Origin of the sequence: Desulfuromonas acetoxidans DSM 684 (assembly GCF_000167355.1) — a bacterium.
GTDB lineage: Bacteria > Desulfobacterota > Desulfuromonadia > Desulfuromonadales > Desulfuromonadaceae > Desulfuromonas > Desulfuromonas acetoxidans.
The window spans coordinates 1-23984 of record NZ_AAEW02000004.1 but is presented as its reverse complement, the minus strand read 5'-3'; the positions used below and the strand labels follow the sequence as shown (position 1 = coordinate 23984).

16 protein-coding genes and 1 pseudogene are annotated in these 23984 nt (G+C 53.4%); 4 read left to right on the top strand and 13 right to left on the bottom strand.

What is annotated here, in order from left to right; all coding sequences use genetic code 11:
- Nucleotides 1-197: 197 nt before the first annotated feature.
- Together efp and epmA are read left to right on the top strand one after the other, a co-directional pair.
- On the top strand, nt 198-761 hold the full coding sequence (gene efp, locus DACE_RS03795) for an elongation factor P (RefSeq protein WP_005998454.1): 564 nt from the start codon (nt 198-200) through the stop codon (nt 759-761).
- A gap of 3 nt (nt 762-764) precedes the next feature.
- Nucleotides 765-1679 carry an EF-P lysine aminoacylase EpmA gene (gene epmA, locus DACE_RS03790; RefSeq protein ID WP_005998452.1) on the top strand — a complete coding sequence of 305 codons (915 nt, stop codon included), beginning with the start codon at nt 765-767 and terminating at the stop codon, nt 1677-1679.
- 1896 nt (nt 1680-3575) lie between these two features.
- Here the strand turns inward: epmA and DACE_RS03785 are convergent.
- The 11 genes from DACE_RS03785 to DACE_RS03735 all read right to left on the bottom strand — a co-directional run bounded on the left by DACE_RS03785 (nt 3576) and on the right by DACE_RS03735 (nt 16640).
- Nucleotides 3576-4967 carry a glutamate synthase subunit beta gene (locus DACE_RS03785; RefSeq protein ID WP_005998450.1) on the bottom strand — a complete coding sequence of 464 codons (1392 nt, stop codon included), beginning with the start codon at nt 4965-4967 and terminating at the stop codon, nt 3576-3578.
- A 9-nt stretch (nt 4968-4976) separates the two neighbouring features.
- The gene (gltB, locus tag DACE_RS03780; protein WP_005998448.1) at nt 4977-9395 is read right to left on the bottom strand and encodes a glutamate synthase large subunit; all 4419 of its coding nucleotides are present in this window, start codon (nt 9393-9395) and stop codon (nt 4977-4979) included.
- 483 nt (nt 9396-9878) lie between these two features.
- Nucleotides 9879-10469: a peptide-methionine (S)-S-oxide reductase MsrA gene (msrA, locus tag DACE_RS03775; protein WP_005998446.1), complete on the bottom strand. Its 591-nt coding sequence runs from the start codon at nt 10467-10469 to the stop codon at nt 9879-9881.
- A 561-nt stretch (nt 10470-11030) separates the two neighbouring features.
- Entirely contained in the window at nt 11031-11789 is a 759-nt protein-coding gene (tatC, locus tag DACE_RS03770) for a twin-arginine translocase subunit TatC (protein ID WP_005998443.1), read from the bottom strand.
- The gene (locus tag DACE_RS03765; protein WP_005998441.1) at nt 11782-12063 is read right to left on the bottom strand and encodes a twin-arginine translocase TatA/TatE family subunit; all 282 of its coding nucleotides are present in this window, start codon (nt 12061-12063) and stop codon (nt 11782-11784) included. The genes tatC and DACE_RS03765 overlap by 8 nt, the downstream gene beginning before the upstream one ends.
- Before the next feature lie 51 nt (nt 12064-12114).
- The gene (locus DACE_RS03760; RefSeq protein WP_005998440.1) at nt 12115-12291 is read right to left on the bottom strand and encodes a twin-arginine translocase TatA/TatE family subunit; all 177 of its coding nucleotides are present in this window, start codon (nt 12289-12291) and stop codon (nt 12115-12117) included.
- 17 nt (nt 12292-12308) lie between these two features.
- Nucleotides 12309-12911 (bottom strand): molybdenum cofactor guanylyltransferase, encoded by a 603-nt coding sequence (mobA, locus tag DACE_RS03755; protein ID WP_005998439.1) that lies wholly within the window; start codon nt 12909-12911, stop codon nt 12309-12311.
- Between the two features lie 6 nt (nt 12912-12917).
- Nucleotides 12918-13877: a GTP 3',8-cyclase MoaA gene (moaA, locus tag DACE_RS03750; RefSeq protein WP_005998437.1), complete on the bottom strand. Its 960-nt coding sequence runs from the start codon at nt 13875-13877 to the stop codon at nt 12918-12920.
- Nucleotides 13874-14407: a molybdopterin-guanine dinucleotide biosynthesis protein B gene (gene mobB, locus DACE_RS03745; protein WP_005998436.1), complete on the bottom strand. Its 534-nt coding sequence runs from the start codon at nt 14405-14407 to the stop codon at nt 13874-13876. Before mobB ends, moaA begins: the two co-directional genes overlap by 4 nt.
- A gap of 1 nt (nt 14408) precedes the next feature.
- On the bottom strand, nt 14409-15611 hold the full coding sequence (locus DACE_RS03740) for a molybdopterin molybdotransferase MoeA (protein ID WP_005998434.1): 1203 nt from the start codon (nt 15609-15611) through the stop codon (nt 14409-14411).
- A gap of 9 nt (nt 15612-15620) precedes the next feature.
- Nucleotides 15621-16640, bottom strand: coding sequence for a molybdopterin-binding protein (locus DACE_RS03735; RefSeq protein ID WP_005998432.1), 1020 nt, complete (start codon nt 16638-16640; stop codon nt 15621-15623).
- Nucleotides 16641-17024: 384 nt separating this feature from the next.
- Between DACE_RS03735 and DACE_RS17785 the strand changes: the two genes are divergently transcribed.
- Together DACE_RS17785 and ttcA are read left to right on the top strand one after the other, a co-directional pair.
- On the top strand, nt 17025-17198 hold the full coding sequence (locus DACE_RS17785) for a helix-turn-helix domain-containing protein (RefSeq protein WP_081449932.1): 174 nt from the start codon (nt 17025-17027) through the stop codon (nt 17196-17198).
- A gap of 184 nt (nt 17199-17382) precedes the next feature.
- A pseudogene (gene ttcA / locus DACE_RS03725) lies at nt 17383-18144 on the top strand (tRNA 2-thiocytidine(32) synthetase TtcA); the annotation flags it as partial.
- Between the two features lie 1246 nt (nt 18145-19390).
- On the opposite strand, the gene glnE reads toward ttcA, so the two are convergent.
- Nucleotides 19391-22585 carry a bifunctional [glutamate--ammonia ligase]-adenylyl-L-tyrosine phosphorylase/[glutamate--ammonia-ligase] adenylyltransferase gene (gene glnE / locus DACE_RS03720; RefSeq protein WP_005998428.1) on the bottom strand — a complete coding sequence of 1065 codons (3195 nt, stop codon included), beginning with the start codon at nt 22583-22585 and terminating at the stop codon, nt 19391-19393.
- 10 nt (nt 22586-22595) lie between these two features.
- Nucleotides 22596-23633, bottom strand: a complete 1038-nt coding sequence (gene mtnA / locus DACE_RS03715) for an S-methyl-5-thioribose-1-phosphate isomerase (protein WP_005998427.1) — start codon at nt 23631-23633, stop codon at nt 22596-22598.
- Between the last annotated feature and the right edge of the window lie 351 nt (nt 23634-23984).

Here is a 23984-nt window from a genome sequence, read left to right as displayed (position 1 = left end):
CAGGCGTTATTGCAAAACAACCCATACCCATACCAAACCACATAACGCCGGATTTTCAAAAAGCCACCCCGCCCGGGTGGCTTTTTGCTTTGGTGATATTTGCTAATGGGCGGTTTTCCCATGACAATTTGCAGCCGGTATGGTTAAATGTGGGCCATTTTCATTGAAGAAAAAAACATACAAGGAGTACAACTGACATGTATACCTGTTCTGACCTGAAAAAAGGTCTTAAATTGATGATCGACGGTGAGCCTCATGTCATTGCCGGTTTCGACTTCACCAAGCCCGGCAAAGGCCAGGCTCTGTATAAATGCAAGTTACGCAACATGATTACCGGCGCTCTATTTGACCGCACCTACCGCAGCGGTGAGAACTTTGAGCCCGCCCCCCTGGAAGAGCGCGACATGCAGTACCTGTATCAGGATGAGACCGGTTACGTGTTTATGGATAACAAAACCTACGAGCAGATCTCCCTTCGCGAGGAAACTCTCGGTGACGATCGCTACTTTCTGGTCGACAACATGGAAGTCAAAATTCTCATGTTCGGCGAATTGGGCATCGGCATCACGCTGCCCAACTTTGTTACTCTGCGCGTCACCATGGCTGAGCCGTGGGTTAAAGGCGATACAGCCGCTGGCAACAACAAACCGGCCACGGTCGAAACCGGATACAACCTGCAGGTTCCCTCTTTTGTTGAAGAAGGCATTCTGATTCAGATCGATACACGCACCGGTGAATACGTGACCCGCGTTAAGGAATAGATCATGAGCGACCCAAACTGGGGTCTGCTGAAAAAGAAACACCGCTTAAACGAACGCGCCCGGATGATGCAAACCATCCGGGCGTTTTTCGTCGCGCAGGAGTTTCTTGAGGTGGACACCCCGTACCGCATCCCCTGCAATGCTCCTGAAGCGCATATTGATCCGGTCACCAGCAGCGGCCAGGTTTTGCACACATCCCCAGAACTGTGCATGAAACGACTCCTGGCCGCCGGCTATGAACGCATTTTTCAACTTTGCCATTGCTGGCGCGCCGAAGAGCGTGGGCAACGCCATCTTGGCGAATTCACCATGCTGGAATGGTATCGCGCCGAGGCCGATTACACCGACCTGATGGAGGACTGTGAAGGACTGCTGCGCGCGCTGTGCCCACAAGGGACACTCAGCTATCAAGGGATGTCGATCACGCTTCAAGACCCTTTTGAACGTCTGACACTCAGTGACGCATTTGACCGTTACGCCCCCATGTCACTGACTGAAGCAATTGACAACACGTGCTTTGATGAAATTTACACTCAACACATCGAACCCAACCTCGGAAAGCACCAGCCAACCTTCATCACCCATTACCCGGCTGACATGGCCGCCCTGGCCCGACTGTGTCCCGAAGATCCCGACCATGCCGAACGCTTTGAGCTGTACATCGCCGGGATGGAGCTGGCCAATGCGTTTAGTGAACTGAATGATCCGGCTGAACAGCGCCAGCGATTCGTTGCCGAGCAGGCGCTGCGTGAGCAGATGGGCAAAGCGCCGTCACCTTTGCCAGAGCCGTTTTTACAGGAACTGGAACATCTGCCGCCATCGGCAGGGATTGCCTTAGGGATTGACCGCTTGGCCATGCTGCTGACGGACAGTACAACCATTGATGGGGTGGTGGCGTTTACGCCGGAGATGCTGTAGGGAAAGGGATCTCAACGGAAGCAGTGAGACACGGAGAAAACAAGAGGCCAGTCACCCGTTGTCCGATACGACAGAACGACACCTTGACCGGTTATCCTCTCTGATTAATTTCAATACCCATGGGGTGGGTAAAGCCCGGCAATCCTGCCTATATAATCTTGAACTTCAGTGGTTCGTCATTCGGAGCTGATCGCTCTAGTGAACTTCATCCATTCGCGATGGTGGTACCCACATGACGCGGGCTATCACTCAAACAGGTTGCCGACGAGCATTGCACTGCCGTTCGGCGCTGCTGAACGGGAGAGCTTGGCTGCTCAATAACACACGATTGCAGGGCGAGCACCGTCCCGCCCGTTTGATCGGTGCCACACCAGAGATAGAGCGCGACTTAAGATTGTTATCAACATTTTACGCCAGAGATGATGAGTTGCACGTTTCGCCGACCTAAAGGGCGGCGAGCCGGATCTACAAAGCATCACGGAAACAGACACAGTGTCGGTTGATCTGAGGTTCAGGAGGTGTTCCAGCTGGTTTTTGCATCCTTTTGAGCGGCCAGTCAAAAGGATGTCGGCTGCCGGGACGAAACCCGGCGGTTTTGACTTTGCTCTTCAGTGGTTCGTCATTTGAAACGAATCGCACCGGCGAACTTCATCCGTTCGCAATGTTGGTACCCACATGACGCGGGCTTCCGCGCCCGCACGTCGGGGCACTTTTGCGTCGACAAAAGTACCGCAAAATCGACTCCCGTCATTGCACCCTATCGGGTTCCCTCTCTCCATTCTCTTACATCGCAATGTCGGCAAAACTCGCTACCGCTCAAACAGGTTGCCGACAACCATTGCGCTGACGTTCATTGCTTTCGGTGCTGCTGAACGGGAGAGCTTGGCTGCTCAATAACACACGACTGCAGGGCGGGCACCGGCCCGCCCGTTTGATCGGTGCCACACCAGAGATAGAGCGCGACTTAAGATTGTTATCAACGTTTTACGCCAAAGCTGATGAGTTGCATGATTTGCCGAGCTAAAGGGCGGCGAGCCGAATCCGTGAAGCAAAACGGAAATAGCCCCATTGTCGGTTGATCCAGGTTCAGGAGGTGTTCCAGCTGGTTTTTGCATACTTTTGAGCGGCCAGTCAAAAGGATGTCGCCTGCCGGGGCGAATCCCGGCGACCTTGACTTTAATCTTGATCTTCAGTGGTTCGTCACTCGAAACTGACAGTACCGGCGAACTTCATCCGTTCGCGAAGGTGGTACCCACATGACGCGGGCTTCCGCGCCCGCACGTCGGGGCACTTTTGCGTCGACAAAAGTACCGCAAAATCGACTCCCGTCATTGCACCCTATCGGGTTCCCTCTCTCCATTCTCTTACATCGCAATGTCGGCAAAACTCGCTACCGCTCAAACAGGTTGCCGACAACCATTGCGCTGACGTTCATTGCTTTCGGTGCTGCTGAACGGGAGAGCTTGGCTGCTCAATAACACACGACTGCAGGGCGGGCACCGGCCCGCCCGTTTGATCGGTGCCACACCAGAGATAGAGCGCGACTTAAGATTGTTATCAACGTTTTACGCCAAAGCTGATGAGTTGCATGATTTGCCGAGCTAAAGGGCGGCGAGCCGAATCCGTGAAGCAAAACGGAAATAGCCCCATTGTCGGTTGATCCAGGTTCAGGAGGTGTTCCAGCTGGTTTTTGCATACTTTTGAGCGGCCAGTCAAAAGGATGTCGGCTGCCGGGACGAAACCCGGCGGTGTTGACTGTGATCTTGACCTCCAGTGGTTTGCAACTTGAAACGAATCGCACCAGCGAACTTCATCCGCTCGCAATGGTGGTACCCACATGACGCGGGCTTCCGCACCCGCGCGCCAGGAAACTCTTGGCGGTAAATAACTATATTTTTATTTCCCCAGCAACTGCTCCATGATCGCCATGGCAGCCTTACGGCCATCGGCCGCCGCCGTCACCACCAAATCAGCACCGCGACAGCAATCGCCGCCGGCAAAAATTTTACCGTTACCGGTTTGTCCGCTCTCGGCATCGGTCTGAATCTCATGCCATTGATTGGCTTTGACGCCTAACGTCTCCAGCGCATCGTTTTCCGCCACGTCAAAGCCGAGAGCCAGAATGATAATATCTGCGGCCACACAGTGCTCGCTGCCGTCAATTTCCCGCACCCGCTGGCGACCGTCTTCTCCGGGTTCCCCCAACTCAGTGCGCACGGCATCCACGCCGATGATTTTGCCGTTGTCATCGACAACAATGGCGTGAGGAGTTTCATTGAATAAAAACTCGACCCCTTCCTCCACGGCATTACGATACTCTTTGACACTGCCGGGCATGTTGGCCTGGTCACGGCGGTAGAGGCAAGTGACGTTCTTGGCCTGCTCACGAATGGCCGTGCGCACACAGTCCATGGCCGTATCACCGCCACCGATAACAATGACATTGCGCTCGGCAACATTGAACCGCGCATCCCATTCCTGGCCGTAAAGACGCTGTTGCACCTGGGTCAGGTAATCCATGGCGTAAAACACCTGATCGCTGTTTTCGTGGTCGAGACGGGCGCTTTTGCCTTCGGTGGCACCAGTGCCGAGGAACACGGCATCGTACTGATCGTGCAACTCCTGCAACGTGATATCTTCGCCAACCGCACAGTTGAGGCGGAGCACCAATCCAGCCCTCTTGAGCATCTTGAAACGTCGCTCAACAATGCCTTTTTCCAGTTTGAAACCGGGAATGCCATAGGTCAGCAGTCCGCCGGGCTTGGAAGCTCGTTCGAACATTTCGACTTCAATACCGGCACGCAGCAGGAAATGGGCGCAGGACATTCCCGCCGGACCGGAGCCGACCACGGCTACCTTTTTATCGCGGATGACGCCGGGAAACGGAATTTCCAGCCCTTCCTTCAAAGCCAGATCGGTAATCGAGGCCTCAATAGCACCAATGGTGATCGCCCCGTAGCCGTCATCCAGAGTACAGGCCCCTTCACACAGGTTGGCCTGGGGACACACCCGACCAAGCACCTCGGGAAACGGGGAGGTTTCGTTGGACAAACGAAAGGCCTTTTCCAGATCATGCTCAGCAATGGCCTGCAACCATTGGGGGATGGCATTATTCAACGGACAGCCGATGACAGTGCAGAACGGGTCACCGCATTGCACACAGCGTTCAGCCTGCAACGCCACTTTTTTCGCGGTATAGAGGGTATAGATTTCGCCGAAATCCAGAATCCTCTCGCTGACTTCGCTTTTGACCGGTTCGGTTCGTGATGTCTGAATAAAACTCTGCATAGTCCGCTCCTAATCCCCCTCTTTCGGATTGAGGGGTGCCTTCATATCTTTAGGCACCACCATCCAGAAATACGCCAGTTCTTCACGGAAATTATCCAGCACGTAGCGCGCCAGAGGGCTACGGGTGCGATTGTGGTAACTGGTAAGAATCTGCTTGAGATAAAGTTTGCCTTCATTGTCATCATCAACGTCGATGCGCCGTGCCTCAACCAGTTCCTGATTCAGCTTGTCGATAAAGTTCTTGTTGCGATCGTAGACGAAGGCTGCGCCGCCGGTCATCCCTGCACCGAAATTGATGCCGGTTTCACCGAGAATCACCACGGTACCGCCGGTCATGTATTCACAGGCATGGTCACCACTGCCTTCCACCACGGCCAGAGCGCCGGAGTTGCGCACGCCAAAACGTTCGCCAGCAGTTCCGGCGACAAATAACTTACCGCCAGTGGCACCATAAAGGCAGGTGTTGCCAACTGCCGACATGCCCGGCTTGTATTCGGGCGGCACCACGCTGATCAAGCCGGCGTGCATCCCTTTACCGACATAGTCATTGGCCACGCCGTCGACATGAATCGTCAGACCATTGGCAAGAAACGCCCCGAGGGATTGGCCAGCCACACCGGTGAGCTTGACGGTGATGGTATCTTTGGACAGTCCTTCATCGCCATAATAGCGGGCAATCTCACCACTGATCATAGTGCCGAAGCTGCGGCAGGTATTGATGATATCGCGCTCAACGACAATCTCTTCCTTGGGATTTTTCAGGCTGGAATAGACCTCTTTGAGGACATCTTTTTCAAAGGCGTTGTCATCGAAAGGATCGTTGGCCTTCTGTTTGATATCCACACCATTACAGTGCTGCAACACGGCAGAGAAATCAAATTTGTCGACAGCCTCATCGTCAATAGCTTTGAGCAGATCACTGCGACCGATCACCTCGTTGAGACTGCGGAAGCCGAGTTCGGCGAGAATCTCGCGGACATCTTCGGCGACATTGGTCAGATAACTGACCACCTTGTCGACGGTACCCTGGTAATGGCTGCGCAGGAAATCATCCTGGGTGGCAACACCGACGGTGCAACGATTGAGATGGCAGACACGCAACATTTTGCAGCCGAGCAGTACCAGCAGCGGCGTACCGAACCCGTAGCTTTCCGCACCGAGCATGGCGGCCTTGACGATATCGCGACCGATCTTCAAGCCGCCGTCAGTCTGCAACTGCACCAACTCGCGCAAACCGTTACCTTTGAGGCTGTTGTGCGCCTCGGAAAGACCCAACTCCCATGGATTCCCGGCATGCTTGATGGAATTGAGCTGAGCCGCACCGGTACCGCCGTCATTGCCGGAGATAACAATTTTATCTGCGTACGCCTTGGCCACCCCGGCGGCAATGGTGCCGACACCGGCGGTTGAGACCAGTTTGACGCTGATGGTGGCTTCCGGATTGATCTGCTTGAGGTCAAAAATCAGCTGGGCCAGATCCTCAATAGAATAAATATCGTGGTGCGGTGGCGGTGAAATCAACGTAACGCCGGGTACGGTAAAACGCAACGCGGCGATCAACGGCGTCACCTTTTCCCCCGGTAGCTGCCCACCTTCCCCCGGCTTGGCACCCTGAGCCAGCTTGATTTGAATTTCACTGGCACTGCGCAGGTAGGCCGGAGTCACACCGAAACGCCCTGACGCAATCTGTTTGATCTTGCTGTTGCGGTTGGTACGGAAACGCGCGGCATCCTCCCCGCCCTCACCGCAGTTAGAGCGGCCACCCAACTGGTTCAGCGCTTCAGCCAATGCTTCGTGGGCCTCGGGGGACAACGCCCCCAGAGACATGGCCGCAGAATCGAAGCGGCAGGTGATAGCTTCTACCGGTTCCACCTCATCCAGCGAGATCGCCGCATTGGGCGAGGTAAACTCGAGAAAATCACGGACAAACTTGCGTCCCCGGCTATCAATCAACGCACGGAATTCCAAATAGCCCTGCCGGGTACGCTGTTCAGCAAACTGGTGCAGCGTCGTAATCACCCGAGCGTTAAAATCATGGTATTCACCACCGGGGTTGTTGCGATAAAACCCGCCGATCTCCAGTGGGTAGACGGATTCCATGTAGCTGCGGCGGAACACCTTGTCATGGACTTTGGCGATACGTTGTTCAATGTCATCGTAACTCAACCCCGGCAACAGGGCACTGGAACCGTTAAAGCAATCCGCCACCATGTCGCGGCTCAGGCCGATCACATCAAACAGCGCGGCATTGCGATAACTCGACACGGTACTGATACCCATTTTCGACATGATCTTCAGCACCCCTTTGGTCACCGCATCGTACATATTGCGCAATCCGGTGCGAATTTCACGCGGGGTGCCACTGTGCTGGCGGCAAATATCATAGCCGGTGGCATAAAGCAGCCAGGGATAGATAGCCACGGCCCCGTAACCGAGCAACACACAGGCCGAATGGGAGTCGAACACCTCACCACTGCAGGCGACAATGGAGGTCTTATGGCGCAGCCCTTCACTGGCCAGGCGCTGATTGACGGCACCGACAGCCATGGCCATGGGGATAATGCGCGTCGTCTCATCGATACAACGGTCATCCAACACAATCACATGGACCCCGCCGCGCACCGCTGCGACAATGTCATCACACAAGGCGGTCAGGCTGCGCTGCAAACCGTCCTTAAACCCGGTGCTGAAGCTCTGGTAGCGGTAACACGATTCATAGCGGGGCCGCTCTGGATCTCCAAACGACAACAAGGCCTGAAAGATATCCGGTGACAACACCGGCGAAATGCTCTTCAGGCGCAAAGCCCGCTCCGGCGTTTCGATCAGCGGGTTGCCGACATCGCCGACGCCGATGGTGGTGGACATCACCGCTTTTTCACGCAACGGATCAATGGGCGGATTGGTCACCTGGGCAAATTTCTGGCGGAAAAAATCGGTAAAGTTGCGCTGTTTTTCGGAGAACGCCGCCATCGGCGTGTCATCGCCCATGGACCCGGTCGGTTCCTTGCCGTCTTTAAGCATCGGCGTGATCACCAAATCAGCCACTTCGCCGGTCACGTTGAAATAACGCTGCTTTCGAATCAGCTCGCTGCACTCACAATCGGAGAAATCCTCAAACTGACGTTCGATAAATTCCTGCAGATAGAAGGTACGCTCGGTCAGCCATTCGTTATAGGGGTGGGAATTCATCAGGTAGCGATCAATGTCCTCGGTAAAAAACACCTCTCCCTGGTGCAAATCGGCAGCAATCATCTGGCCACTCTGCAAACGACCACGCACTTTCACTTCACGCGGATCAAGGTCCAAAACCCCGTACTCACTGGAGATAATCAGCCGGTCATCCGTGGTGATCTGATACTTGGCCGGGCGCAGACCGTTCCGGTCGAGCACGCAACCGATGTAGCGACCATTGGTGACACTGACCGCAGCTGGCCCGTCCCACGGCTCAAACGCCGCTGAGGTGTACTCATAGAAAGAACGCAGTTTGGCCGGCATGTGAGCAACATTGTGTCGTGCCGGCGGCACCACCGAACGGATCGCTTTGAAATAATCGACACCATTGACCATCAGAAACTCGATCATGTTGTCAAGGCTGCCGCTGTCGCTGACTTTTTCTTCCAGAATCGGCATCAGCCGTTGCAGCTCGGCATCGGAAAATACCGGGCTGTGGGCATCTACAAATTTGCACGACGCGTTGAAACGATTACCCTGAATCGAGTTGATTTCGCCATTGTGAGCAATGGTGCGCAACGGCTGGGCCAGCTTCCACTTGGGTAACGTATTTGTCGAAAAACGCTGGTGGAACAGAGCAAAGGAGATCTCAAAATCCTCGCGCTGCAGATCAGGAAACAGCATACGAATATAGGTCGGCATCACCAGACCTTTGTACGACACCACCGTGCGTGAAAACGAGGCAATATAAAAATCCTCGTCACCACGAAACGCCTTCTCCACTTCCTTGCGGGTCAGGTAAAGCAGCGCATCAAAGCGACGCGTGGCAATCAATGCCGACGGCACAACAAATGCCTGAACAATGGTCGGCAGCATCGACAGAGCATAGTCGCCCAGTGCTTCGGTATTCAGCGGCACCTCACGAAACAACAGCACTTGCAGGTCATTGCTTTCACACTGTTCGCGAAACGCATTTTTCTGCACTTCAACATCAGAGAGAAACAAGGTCGCCACCGCATATTGTTCCGGCAGGGAAACACCCGCCTCTTCGCAGACATTGTTCATAAAGCGATGCGGCATGGAGCACAACAGACCACTGCCGTCACCGGTTTTGCCGTCCGCAGCAATCGCGCCGCGGTGCATCATACGGCTCAACGCCTTGATGGCATCTTCAAGCATCGTGTGAGAGGGAAGATTGTGAATATGGGCAAGCAAGCCAAAACCACAGTTTTCGTGGAACTGTTCGGCAAGGTTCATAGAAGGGCTCCAAATCCATCGCCACGCCGTCGCGGGCTCATTACAGGTTCAGGGTGCACTTTAATCGGAGATTCCAGATATTAATCGTTGTGAAATGCTATCACCATTCCGGGGTTGCGGCAACCGCGCAGAGAGCTAACAGACTGAATAGTTTGCTTTTCAACCAGGCAAAGTGTCTACTTTTCAGCCCATGGGGCATTCTCAATCGGAATCAGCAGACAAGCAACATCCATTCGACCTAAAACATAGAACAATGCGCATACAATCATGTGCAACTGCACAGTTTATTGTCGTGGCTCCAGATGCAAACATTTACGCGTCTGGCGGTGTTATCAGCTGACACCCCTTGCTAGAGTAGCAACCATCAAAGCTTGTTGTGGCAGGCAGGTTTTGGTTCTCCTTTCTTCCTGGTTATACACACAATAAAGCCGGTTCGGAATGCCTCCCCGAGCCGGCTTTATTGTGTCTTTGCAGGACAATCACTTAATGTACAGTCGCTTTATCACCCCAGATCTCTTTAAGGCGCTGGTCGCGACCACAATTCCATCGGTAAAATTTGTACTTTATCGGGCTCTTTTTGTAAAAATCCTGATGATAGCTCTCCTCACCACGGATCGGATAAAAAGTAGTCGCATCAAGTACCGGCGTCACAATTTTCCGATCAGGGAACTGTTGTACAACCCGCTGCCGGGATATCTCAGCCAAGGTCCTCTGCTTGTCATTTGCCACAAAGATAGCACTGCGGTAACTAGTGCCTTTATCACAGAACTGGCCCCGTGCGTCAAAAGGGTCGATATTGACCCAGTAATACTCCAACAAGTCCTGATAACTGACAACACGTGGATCGTACTCAATTTCAACGGCTTCATAATGCCCTTCGTGACTGCCATTGTAGGTCGGGTTTTCCACGGTTCCACCGGTAAACCCGCTGACAACGTCTGTCACACCGGATAGTTTTTCAAAATCGGATTCCATGCACCAGAAACAACCGCCGGCGAAAATGGCTTTGTCGGCAAAAGCGCCGGCTGGCACCAGCATCAGGCTCAGCACAAGAATAAAAAATGTCGTTTTCATTGTTTCCCACCTGTTCTGATAATCAAAACGTGAACGCAGTCGTGGCTTTTTCCACGCAAGCTATTTAAAGCGTAATAGAGAAAAAACGTTACTCAAGGCGGGCAGAAAAATCAGGCATGAAGAAGGCAGGGAGGGTCCACTCAAAAATCGCAGTAAGATCGGTCATGTAAGAAAAAAGCAGCAAACAGGCTGTGCAGATACACAGTTCAGTTTCGTGTCTCAGGGTGCAATTTTTTACGCGTCTGGCGGTGTTTTAAGCTGACATCCATTGGTAGAGTCATAACCATCAAAGCTTGTTGTGGCAGGCAGGTTTTGTTCTCCTTTCTTCCTAGTTTTGATACACACATAAACAAAGCCGGTTCGGATGCCTCCCCGAACCGGCTTTGTTGCGTCTGATATCAGAGTCGAGTGGCACTCAACCGCACATTACCGGTGAGACAACACCAATCAGCACATTGACTCTCGTGAGTACAGCCTGGTACGTACGTGACATGGCCTGAACGTGAGGACTGTGCCGCTTAAATTGAACGATGTAAAACATAAGAGCTCGACCGTAACGTTCTATTGATCAATCTCGGCATCTTCATCGTCACTGTCCCGTGTCTTTCCCACCAGACGCGCCCCCCATATCCCCAGTTCATAGAGCACAACAAACGGCAGGGCAATGGAGACCTGAGAAAACAGGTCAGGAGGCGTGAGGACGGCACCGACGATAAATCCCAGCAACAGAGCGTAACGACGCTGCTTAGCCAGCCAGTGGTAGTCGACCAAGCCGATGCGGGCGAGAAACATGAGAACAATGGGCAATTCAAACACCACCCCGAACGCCATCAGCAGATGGATGGCCATGCTCAGGTAGGCGCCCATGGACAGCATAGCACTAACATCACCGGCGGCCAGACCGAAGTTGATCAGGAAGGTAAAAACGACAGGGAAAACATAGATAAAACCGAAATAAGTTCCGGTGCCGAAGCACAGACAACTGAGCAACACGAAGGGAATGGCCATCCGTCGTTCATGGCTGTACATCCCCGGCGAGACAAACATCCACAATTGCCAGAGAATGATTGGCAAAGCGACAATAAAACCCGCCAGGGCCGCGACTTTCAGATAGGCAAAAAACGGCTCGGTGGCGTGGATAAACACCAGAGAACTGCCATCGGGCAACGCCTGCTGAACCGGTTGGGCAATCTGATCAAACAACCATTCAGCCTTGTGATAACAGGCAGCAAAACCGATCAGCCAGGCCAACACGGCAACAACCAGGCGACGGCGCAACTCTTCGAGGTGGCTGACCAGAGATTGCTCACGATCAGCCATGGTGAGCGTCACCTTTTTTCTCGGCGTTATCGTTGCGCGGATGTTCTTCGTCAGCGGTATTTTTGGCAGCAGCAGTCACTTTTTCCGGTGTAGGGGATTCCGTGATCACTTCAGCCTCAACATCAAAGGTCTGTTTGATGTCATGCGTGGCGCGGCGAAATTCGCGCATCCCCCGGCCCAGAGATCGGGCAACCTCGGGTAGCTTGCCCGGACCGATAAAAATCAGGGCGATGACCAGAATCACCAGCAGTTCCGGCATTCCTATCCCAAACATGGCAGCTCCTTTAACACGAATGACAGATTAGTTGAGTTTTGGGCAATAATCTCACTTGTCATCCGGTTTGTCTTCAAGACTTTCGGTGTCGTTCTCTTTTATGCCCTGTTTAAAATTTTTGATTCCCTTGCCCAGACCCGAACCCAGCTGAGGTAGCCGTTTCGCTCCGAACAAAACAACAACGATGCCGAGAATAACCAGCAGTTCCGTCGTCCCCAATCCGAACATAGTAAGTTCCTTTCCTCTTATCCCCGTTTCGGGGTCAGCAATTGATGACTGTAATGGACATCTTCTTCACGGTTGAGATTGATAAACGCGGTCTCTATTGCCGGAAGATGGCGAAATTTCGTCATGGGGACCTCGCATACGCGCAGTGTTTCCCAAACATCGATAATTTTATACTGCCTGTTTTCCAGCGCCTGCTCCATGGCGGGAAGGCAACGTTTCGAATAACAGGCAAACAGTGGTTCCACACCCTGCTCACTGACCGGCACCACAATATCGTAATTCGTCGTCTGTGTTAAAAGATAACGGATCAGACTCAAATTGACAAACGGCATATCCGCAGCACAGACAAAGCCCCAAGGAGTCGCAGCGTGCATCAAACCGCTGTAGAGCCCCCCCAGAGCACTACCGGGATAAATATCGCTGACCAGCGGAACCTGATAGCGCTCAAAACGTTTCTGATCATTGGCAACAATCAGTATGTCATCAAACACCATCCGTAAGGGATAAAAAACACGCTCGAACAACGGCTGGCCACCAACATCGAGAAACAATTTTTCCCGTCCCATGCGGCGACTTTTCCCTCCGGCAAGGATTATACCGGTGACATCGGATTTTGACATCGCTCCCTACCCGCCAATGGCCGACATAACCACCTGCTCTCCCCGATCCAGCGACACATACTGCTGGGGCTTCTGAGAGGCCAGTTGCATCAGCTGATCTTTCAACAGTTCACAGTCAAACGCTTCCAGCGCCGGTCTCACATTGATTCCTTCAGTGCTGAACAGACATCCGCGCCCTTCACCGTAAGCCGTAACGCGTAAGCGGTTGCACTGTTGGCAAAACGGACAGGAACGCGCAGAGATAAAACCAACTTTTCCCGCTCGCCCAGCCACAGCATATTCACGCGCCGGTCCGGCGACTTTCCCGGACGGCAGCGGTGCCAGTGAAAAACCTGCCCGATCAAGACGTTCGTGCAACACCTGTTCATCCATCGCCTTATAGTGGTCGCCGGCAAACGGCATATATTCAATAAAGCGCACGGTCCAGTCCCGCTGACTGGCAAAGCGAACAAAATCGACCACTTCATCATCATTGACACCGGCCATGACCACCACATTGAGTTTAACCGTCAACCCGGCTTTCTCTGCGGCATCGATGCCACGACACCATTCCACCAACGAACCACCACGGGTTATCTCGCGAAAACGCTCGTGGCGTAATGAATCAATACTGACATTGATCCGCTTGACCCCGGCAGCAGCCAGATCGGGCGCATAACGCGACAACAACAGACCATTGGTGGTCAAAACCAGGTGCTGCAACCCTTCCAGAGCACGCAATTCAGACAGCAGACGAATCACCCCGGAGCGTACCAACGGCTCGCCCCCGGTGATACGAATTTTCTCCACCCCGAGATCAATCGCCTGTTGAGCCAAAAACATGATTTCCCGATCACGCAAAAGTCGGCGAGTCCGATTTGCCGCCCGACCATGCGGCTGGCAGTACCGGCAACGCAAATTACACTGATCGGTAATGGACAGACGCAGATAATTAATAGTGCGTTGGTACGGATCAATCAGAGTCATGCGCTCACCTTGAGAACAGCTTTATTGCGTTTAAGAATAAATTCGGCGATCTGCTCGGGACAGTTGAGATCCAATTGCTGCGGTGCCGTACCATCATCAAGCGGGGTATCGGTGGCCACAGCCACGACACGGGGATAACGATCCGGGTGCAGAAACAAAGGGGTTTTCCCCTGACTTGATCGGTAGACCTCAATTTTGTCGACATCGGCGTTTTTGAAACCCTCAAGCAGCAAGATATCCAGATCAGCGCCAAACCGGTCAATCAACGCCTCCATGGAAGGCGGCGGGGTTTCTGTCTCGCGCACCACCAGACCATCCTCGCCGCACAATACGGTTCGCACCGCTCCGGCTTCGGCCAAACGACAGGTATCAGAACCACTGACATCGGCAGGAAACCTGTGACCATCATGTTTAATCACACCGACCCGCATCCGGTGGTGACGCTCCAGGTAACGGACAATGGCACAGACCAACGTGGTTTTGCCGCTACCGGACCAGCCGCTCAGGGCACACAAAATCGGTTGAGCCATATCACTGCCCTCCATCATTGACCAACGCATCAAACCAGCACACTGCCACCGATTCACCTGCAGTGGCATGTGACCGGGTTTCATCGAGCCAGGCCAGCCCCTCGGCTTGAGCAAAACCGCAATAATGCGAGGTGAGTTGATCCGCCAGAGGAGCCACTTTTTCGGCCCGTTTTTGAATACGAATCATATCGCTGCGCCCGACTCGCCCACGCAACGGAGCATTTAAAACTTCGTGTTGCCATAAGGGGGCATAACGTTGCCAACCGGCCAGTCGTTTTATCACCGGAACCAGATATAAAAACAAATTGATCAGGAACGCTGCCGGATACCCCGGCATAGCCACAAACAACTGCTCACCGCGCTTTGCCGCCAGCAACGGGCTTCCCGGTTTAATTTTTGTCCGATCAACCACCAACTCAAACTCCTGCTGTTTCAGCAACGGTCGAACAAAATCATACTTCCCCATCGATACACCGCCACTGGTGACAATGAGGTCATGATGCTCGGCCAATTGCTCAACCGTGTCATGAATGCGTTGAGGATCATCTGCGACCGGACCAGCAAACGTACACTGACAGCCTAATTGTTCCAGAGTCGGTTGCAACAGGGCCCGATGACATTCGTAACTGCTCCCAGGACGCGGTGGCGTGCCGGGCGTCAGCAATTCGCCCCCTGACAACATCACCCCCACCCGTAGTGGACGATAGACACAAAGGTCACTCACTCCGGCATAGCACAAGGTACTATGACGAATCGCATCCATCCGGCACCCCGCATCCAACAACGAGTATCCGGGCATCAGCTCATGACCGAGTTCATTGATATTCCCGTTGGCAACCACACCATCCGCCAAACACAGGGAATCGCCAAGCTGATGACTCTCTTCGACCCGCACAACAGCCTTGGCATTGTCGGGAACGCCGCCTCCGGTCATCACCGCTAAGGCATCTTCTTCGGCCAGAGGGTCCGTCGCTAACTCGCCTGCAGCACGGCTACCAGCCACCCGCCACTGACGACGCGTCACGTCAGCGAGTGCAAAACCATCCACAGCACTACGCCGACTGTTGGGTAACGGCTGTGGTGCCAGCACCCTTTCAGCCGTAATGCGGTGCAACGCATCACCAATGCAAACCGTTTCTTTACCAACCGGTGAGACAGCCGTCAGCAGGGAACGCAGTGCATCAGGATAGGAGACAGGTGACATGATCAGGTCCTAAAAGCGGCCAAAGGGGCACACGGGATAAACGCAGGGTTCACAAAAATGACACAGCCCACCATGACCGGCACTGGCCAACTCCTCATCTGTTGGCATGTCGCCGGTCAGCAATCTCGGCAAAAACAGATCCAATGCGGTGGTCTGAAAATGCAATGCTGCCGCAGGAACGGAACAAAAAACGCGCTGCGATTTACTGCCAAGGCTCATATGGTTCCCCGGCTGCACCGGATTACCACGGCGTTGGAACGTGACGCCCACATCAGCCATGGCTTGAAACGTCACATCATCCGGGTCCACCGATGTTCCTCCAGTCACCAACACCAGTTCTGCAGCCTGTTCCGCCTTCGTTACGGCTTCGGCAATGGCGCGACGGTCATCAGGAACAATGGCTGAAAAAGTTGTTTCAACACCCAACTGCTGCAGCTTATAGCGTAACCGTGGAACAAAGCGATCCTCAACAACTCCCGAATAAACCTCGGACCCGGTCACAACAATTGCCGCGCGCTGAATGACGTACGGGTCGAGCCAGATCAACGGCGTTTCGGCAACGGCTTTCATCCGGTCAAAAACACGTTCACTGCACGTCAGTGGGATGATACGAAAAGCCGCCACAACCTTTCCTTCGACGACAGGAAAACGATCATGAATCGTCGGCATGGAAGGAACCGCCATCCGGTTCAGCTCTGCCAATCGCTCGATATCGACACGGAACAACCCGGCATTCAATGCACGAAAATTCACCTTGCCCTCTTTGGTGACCCGGTCGTGCCCTATTCCCTCTCCAGCCAGATAAGGTGCCAGAGCCAAAGCAACCTGGTCTTCATGAATCTGTCCCGTGTCAACGGGCCCGACATAAAGATGGCGCTTGCCCATCTGTTTGAGCACATCCAAGTCCTGTTCGCGGATGACATGCCCACGGCAAAAGGCCACACACTTCCGTCGATAGCACGGATTGACTTCGGTTAAATCATGGGCCAAAGAACGACCAATCGCTTTTTCTACTGGCAGCTTTTCCATAAGAACTCGACGGTAAAAAAATAACCCACCCAAATGACTCTCATCACAATATCCTATTGTAGATTTTTTTTCACCCGAGAAATTACTTTTTTCTGGTGGCTAGAAAGATAAGAATCCCTTTAACAAAGGCACCTTAGGCTCGATCCACCACTCTGCGTGTCCCTGCTCACCAAGAGATTCGGCCATACGTTGTGCCTGCTGATAATTCGTAAACAGTTCTCCATCGTTGACACCATTTTCACAGCTCACACAAAATCAGACCCGCAAGTATTATTTCTTCATACTGGCAAGCATGACTGGCTAAACCCTGACAGCCGCTTGGTCAAGGAAGTAACCTCCGCCTAAAGCAAAAGCGGATAAAAACTACACAAAAAAAATGTCGGAATCCTCAACGCAGCGAAACAACTGTTTCTTGCCCATGGTTACGACGCCACCAGCATGGATGCCGTTGCCCGCCAGGCCACCGTAACCAAGCAGATGGTGTACCGCTATTTTCCCTCCAAAGCCAACCTGTCTGCCACTCTGATCCAACGGGAGAAACAAAAGAACGCTGCTTAACAGGGTGTTGAAAAAAGTCCCATCCGGGGGCTTTTTAACGACGCAAGCCGAAAAAGCAACACGCGTTTTTAATCGCGGCATCGCATCTTGCTAACTCATGAGGCATTTCCCTGAAGACATCTCTTGATCCCGAGACACGACCTCGCTATAGTCAGCGCTACGACCCCTATTCCACAAAAAGAATCCTCCAGTGAACGAACAGAAACTTTTTGACAAAATCAAACGCCTGGCCGGCAAGGCCGTGGGCGATTTCAACCTGATTGAGGAAAACGACCGCATTCTGGTTGCCATCTCCGGCGGTAAAGACTCGTGGACCATGCTCCATGTGCTCAAAGAGCTGTGTCGGCGTGCGCCGATCCACTACGAGCTGGTGCCGGTAACCATCAATCCCGGCTTTGATGGCTTTGACACCGCCACCATCACCCACTATCTGACCGAACAGGGCTTCACAGCCCATCTTGAAACCACCAATGGCGAAGAAGTGATCAACGCCCACCTGCGTCCCGGCTCGTCGTACTGCGCGTTCTGTGCTCGGTTGCGTCGTGGAGCACTCTACACCACGGCTCAAAAACTCGGCTGCAACAAGGTCGCCCTCGGCCACCATCTCGACGACCATATCGAAACCCTGCTGCTCAATCAGTTCTACTCCGGCACCATCAGTGCCATGAGTCCCAAGCTTCTGGCCGACAACGGCGAGCAAACCGTCATCCGGCCACTGGTGTATGTTGAAGAACACCTCATTGACCAATGGACGGCGTTACGCAACATTCCCCGCGTCGACTGCAGCTGCCCGATGCTGGTGCGCCGCGATCAAAAACGCCAACGGATGAAAGTATTGATTGAAGAGTTGCAGGGGGAGATTCCGCAGATCAAAAACAGTCTGCTCAATGCCATGCGCAATGTGCAGCCGCGTCATTTGCTGGATAAGAACCTAAAGGACTTTTGACTGCGCTTGACCGTCTATGTGGTTAGAAATTTGGAACAAACCACACTGGCGAACCTCTTTCTTTCACAGTGTTAGTATGCACAACGTAGGTGTCGGTGCTGCTGAAAGGGAGCGCAGAGGTGCAAAACAACACACAACTGCAAGGGTGGGCTCCGTCCCACCCGTTAGATCGGAGCCACACCAGAGATAGAACGCGACATAATATGTTATCAACGTTTTACGCCAATAGTGATGAGTCGCACGATTTGCCGACCTAAAGGGCGGAAAACCGAATCAGTGAGGCATAACGGAAACAAATCCATTATAGGTTGATCCAGGTTCAGGAGAAGTTCAAGCCGGCTTTTGCATACTTTTGAGCGGCCAGTCAAAAGCATGTCGGCTGCCGGGACGAAACCCGGCGACCTTGACTTTGATCTTGACCTTAAGTGGTTCGCAATCCGAAACTAATCGCTCTAGCAAACTTCATCCGTTCGCAACGATGGTACGCACATGACGCGGGCTTCCGCGCCCGCCCGTCGGCTCCCTTTTGCGTCGAAAAAAGGGAGGCAAAATCGACTCTCGTCATTGCACCCTTACGGGTTCCCTCACTCCATTTACTTACATCGCGATGTCGGCAAAACTTGCTGGCGCTCAAACAAGTTGCCGACAACCATCGCGCTGACGTTCATTACGTTCGGTGCTGCTGAACGGGAGGGCTTGGGAGCTAAATAACACTCTGTCGAAGGGTGGGCACTGCCCACCCGTTTGATCAGTGCCACGGTAGGAATATGGAGTTGCATCAAACCGTTATCAACGTTTTACGCCAAAGATGATGAGTTGCACGATTCGTCGACCTAAAGGGCGGCAAGCCGAATCAGTGAAACTGACACATTGTCGGTTGATCCAGGTTCAGGAGAAGTTTAAGCCGGCTTTTCCATACTTTTGAGCGGCCAGTCAAAAATATGTCGGCTGCCGGGACGAAACCCGGCGACCTTGACTTTGATCTTGACCTTGCTCTTCAGTGGTTCACGCGCTGACGTTCAGTGCTGCTGAACGAAAAAGCCGCAGCGCTAAATAAAAACAAGAACGGCGCTGAACCTCTTCAGCGCCATTCTTATCTGCATGTGTTATACGCAGGGAATATCCAGGCAACCACAGCCGCTGAGCACACAGGCTACCAACAGCATCAGGCCGACAATTTTCAATCGACTCATTGCGTTATCTCCATCGGTTAGAGGGCTTATTATTTCAGTCAGTCAAGCCGAGCTTACTGACCCGCTTCAGGTTTAAGATAATGATCAAAATGGGTACGAATCTGTTCGGTCATCTTGCGATAGGCTCTCAGGAACTGCCGCTCCGGCAAATCCGTTTCTTTGGTATAGCCAAGACGCCGAGCCAGGCGACGCAGGCTGACTTTATCCTTTGAGATCTGATTAAACGACTGGTCATGGACCAGGCGCAGTTTGTTTTCCAAACGCCTCAGGAATCTATAGCCGTCCTCAAGTTCATCAGCAACCTCTTTGAGCAACAACCCCTTATCACCAATGGCGTGCAGAGCCGCCAAAGTGTTACATACGCGAATCTCCGGCACATCTTTACCATGCACCAACTGCAGGTACTGAACGAGGAACTCGACATCAACCATGCCGCCTCGGCCGGTTTTGATATTGAACTGTGATTCCCCCTCCTTAGCGATTTCGCGCTCCATGCGACTGCGCAGGCGGTAAATTTCGGCTTTTAGCTCCTGGGGCAATGGTTTTTCCCAGGTCACCTGGTCGTTAATCGCCTCGATCTGTTCGGTGATCCGCGGCGGCCCCACCACCACCTGTGCCTTGGTCAACGCCTGGCGCTCCCACAATTGGGCCGATTCTTCATGGTAGTTCTGATACGCGGTCAAGCTGGTGACCAGCGGTCCTTGATTGCCGGAAGGACGTAACCGGGTATCGATCTCATAGACCCGCCCTTCACGGGTGGCCAGGGTTAATACGGAGATCACCCGCTGGGCCAGCTTGGAGAAATACTCCTGGTTGGAGATCTCCTTAAAACGATCGGGATCGGTCCCTTTGGCCGGGCGATTCTTGCCCTGTCCGCTGTAGATAAAGATGATATCGAGATCGGAGTGATAGTTGATCTCCATACCACCCAATTTGCCCATGCCAAGCACAGCAAACTCGGCTTCTTTCCAGCCATGTTCAAGAGGGCAATAGGGCAGACCAAAGCGGGGGATCAGCTCATTGCGCGCCATCTCTACCGCCGCTTCGAGGCACACGACGGCCAGGCAACTGAGCTGCATGGTGGTACGCCCCTGCAACTGGTCGCCGCGCAGATCGTTGAGGGCAATGCGCAAAAACTCTTCACTGCGGAAGCGGCGCAACTGATCAAGGCGATCTTCATAATCCAGCGACTGCTCCAATTGCTCGGTCAGCTCATCGCGCAGCACTTCAAGCGATTTGAATTCGACAGCATAGCCACTCGACACCAGTGAATCGAGAATTTCCGGGCGCTGGATAAAAATCCGCGATAAAAATTTGCTGGTGCTGAACAGTGAGATCAACAACCGGACAATGGCGTGGTTCTCTGCCATCAGAGCATAAAAGGTGCCGTGAGCCCGAATCCGCATCAGAAACTCTTCAAGATTGTTCAGAGCCATATCCGGTTCGGGCGATTCGACAATCTCTTGAATCAAGACTGGCAGAATCCGCTGAAAATACCGCCGTACCCGCCGCGTCATGGGCGAGCCGTATTTGCCCTCACGCAACCGGCACAAACTTTCGAAGCCCTGTTCCACATCCTGAAAGCCGACCTCCTCGAGCAAGTCTTTGGTAAAGTCGCTGTCAACGGAATCATCGAGCAACGCGCGCACCTGCGGTTTGATGACATCTTCAGCCTGATCTTCTCCGGCGTAAAACAGTTCGCGATAGATGCGCACCACGTCGTCACGATGTTGTTGCAGGCGGTCCTCAAAGGCATCCTGGCGGTCAAAACCACTGCGACGTGCCAGAGAAAGCATGTCATGATCGTGCGTGGGCAAATTATGGGTCTGCCGCTCCTGCACCACCTGAATGCGATGTTCTACGGTGCGCAAAAAGATATACGCCTGGCGCAATGTCGCCGCATCTTCAGCGCTCAAATGTCCGGCTTCGCGCAACAGCACCATGGCCTTAAGGGTGCTGCGCTGGCGTACTTGAGGATTTTTTCCGGCAAAGATCAACTGCAAAGCCTGAATGAAGAATTCGATCTCACGAATGCCGCCGCGCCCCAATTTGAGGTTGTTCTGGCAATCACGCTGCTGAGCTTGTCGGCAGTCGATCTTCTGCTTCATCTCCTTGAGGTCTTCGATCATGCCGTAATCGAGGTAGCGCCGATAGATAAACGGCTCAAGAGCCCACAACAAACGTTCGCCAAGATCAAGATCACCGGCCACCGGCCGTGCTTTCATCATGGCTGAGCGCTCCCAGTTCTGCCCCCAGCTTTCATAATAGGTCTCCGCCGCGAGTAAAGAACAGGCCATCTCGCCGCTACGTCCTTCGGGGCGCAAATCAAGATCAACGCGAAAGACAAAACCATCTTCGGTCACCTGGCCAATGGCTTTGGTCACCATATCGGCCAGTTTGACGAAATACTGATGCAGGGTGACCTGGTTTTCGGTTTCCCCTTTTTCATTGGTGATGCCGCTGGTTGTGCCCTGGGTGGCGGAATAGAAATAGATCAGATCGATGTCAGATGAGAAATTGAGCTCCCAACCACCGAATTTACCCATGCCGAGCACAGTAAAGGTGGCCAGCTCGCGGCCCTGCTCATCCGGTTCATCAAGGAGCGGTGCCCCCAATTCCTGTTGCAGTAGCCGTTCACAATGATTGCAGGCAATGCGTAGTGTGGCGGCGGCCAGGCTGGAGAGTTCCGCTGTCACCTCTTCGAGATTAGCCGTTTCACTGAGATCACGGGCACTGATGCGCAGCACTTCGCGATATTTGTAACGGCGCAGACAGCGTTGCAACGCATCAAAATCCGTTTCAGGATCAAGCCGCTGGCCCAGCTCGGCCACCATGAGATCAACGTCTTTTTTACGGTCGACTTCGCCACGGATAAACAGGTCGATAAAATATTCGGCATCGCGGCACAAAATACCGGTCAAAAACGGCGACGCTCCGAGCATCACCATCAATTGGCGGTTGTTGATCTCATCGGACAGACAATGCGCCAACTGCAGCGGATCAACAGTGTTACTGCAGCGCTCCAGATTGTTCAGCGCCAGATCGGGATCACCGCAGGTCAACGCCACCTGAGCCTGACGCGCCACCAACGGCGCATCGTCCAAAACCTCGAACAGCAGTTGCAGATTGGTCACGCTGCGTTCCGGTTCAGCAAACCCCATGGCCGTGATACAGGCACACAGTTGTTCCTTGGTTCCTTCATCAGTCTGCTGCAACAGTGTCGTCAGTCGTTCCATCTGCTCGTCCATATCAGCCCCTTTACTGTGCCAGCGCCTTCAAGCCGTTAAGGTAATCCCCTTGAACCACACCGCGTTCGGTGATGATGGCCGTCACCAGATGCGACGGCGTCACATCAAATGCCGGGTTGTACACTTTGACGCCGTCCGGAGCCAGTTGGGTATCACCGCAATGTGTTACCTCCCGCGGATCGCGCTCCTCAATGGGAATTTGCGAGCCGTCCGTCAAACTCAGGTCAATGGTCGACATGGGTGCGGCCACGTAAAACGGAATGCCATGCTCCTTGGCCAGCACCGCCACGGTGTAGGTGCCGATCTTGTTGGCCACGTCGCCGTTGGCGGTAATACGGTCAGCACCAACAATCACCGCATCCACGCGGCCCTGCTGCATCAGATAGCCGGCCATGTTATCGCAGATCACCGTTACCGGGATATCATCCTGCATCAGCTCCCAGGCGGTCAAACGCGCCCCCTGCCAAAACGGTCTCGTCTCATCGGCAAACACCTCAATCTGCTTGCCCGCTTCCACCGCCGCACGGATCACCCCCAGCGCCGTGCCATAACCACCCGTCGCCAACGCCCCGGCATTGCAGTGGGTGAGAATATTGGCTTTGTCGGGAAACAGCACCTGGCCATGCGCGCCCATGGTGCGGTTGATCTGATCATCGTCTTCAGCAATGGTCAGAGCTTCGTCGAGCAGCACCTGACGCAGGTCCGGCAAGGACAATTTCTGGTTGGCCTTCGCCACGGATTTCATCCGATCCAACGCCCAAAACAGATTCACCGCCGTCGGCCGGGTCGCGGCCAGTACCGCACAGCACTCCTCAAATTGCGACTCAAACATGGCGAAGTCCTCCGCCTCAATCTCAGCCGCAGCGAAGGCCGCCCCAAACGCAGCAGCCACGCCAATGGCCGGAGCGCCGCGCACCACCATGGTTTGAATGGCTTCTGCCACGCTGCGGTAATCCCGGTAATCCAGCCACACCTCCTGCGCCGGAAGCAGGCGTTGATCGATCATGCGGCAGACGCCGTTTTCGAATTCAATGGGTTTTATCGACATGAAATCCTCGTTGAAAAAGGGTTATTTTCAGATCAAATGATGGCATGGAGATTAACATTTATTGGCCGGTGCGTGGCAAAAAATGTCGTTAATTGTCTTGGACAAAGCCAGATGATTTCACTCGTTTATCTGCTCAAGCCCGTGCAAGAGGGATGTATAAGATTAATTAGTTTTAGACTATTAGGATTGCCAAACAAAGCAGGCCAGCGTATGATGTGCTCTCTGTGCATACGGTTTATCACATACTGATTACAACGGTCACAAGATTAGCCTGAAGAATGAGAAGAGATCTCTGGCGGGTCTCTCACCAGCATCTTTTTTTAACCACAACACACGAATGGGAAAACAATG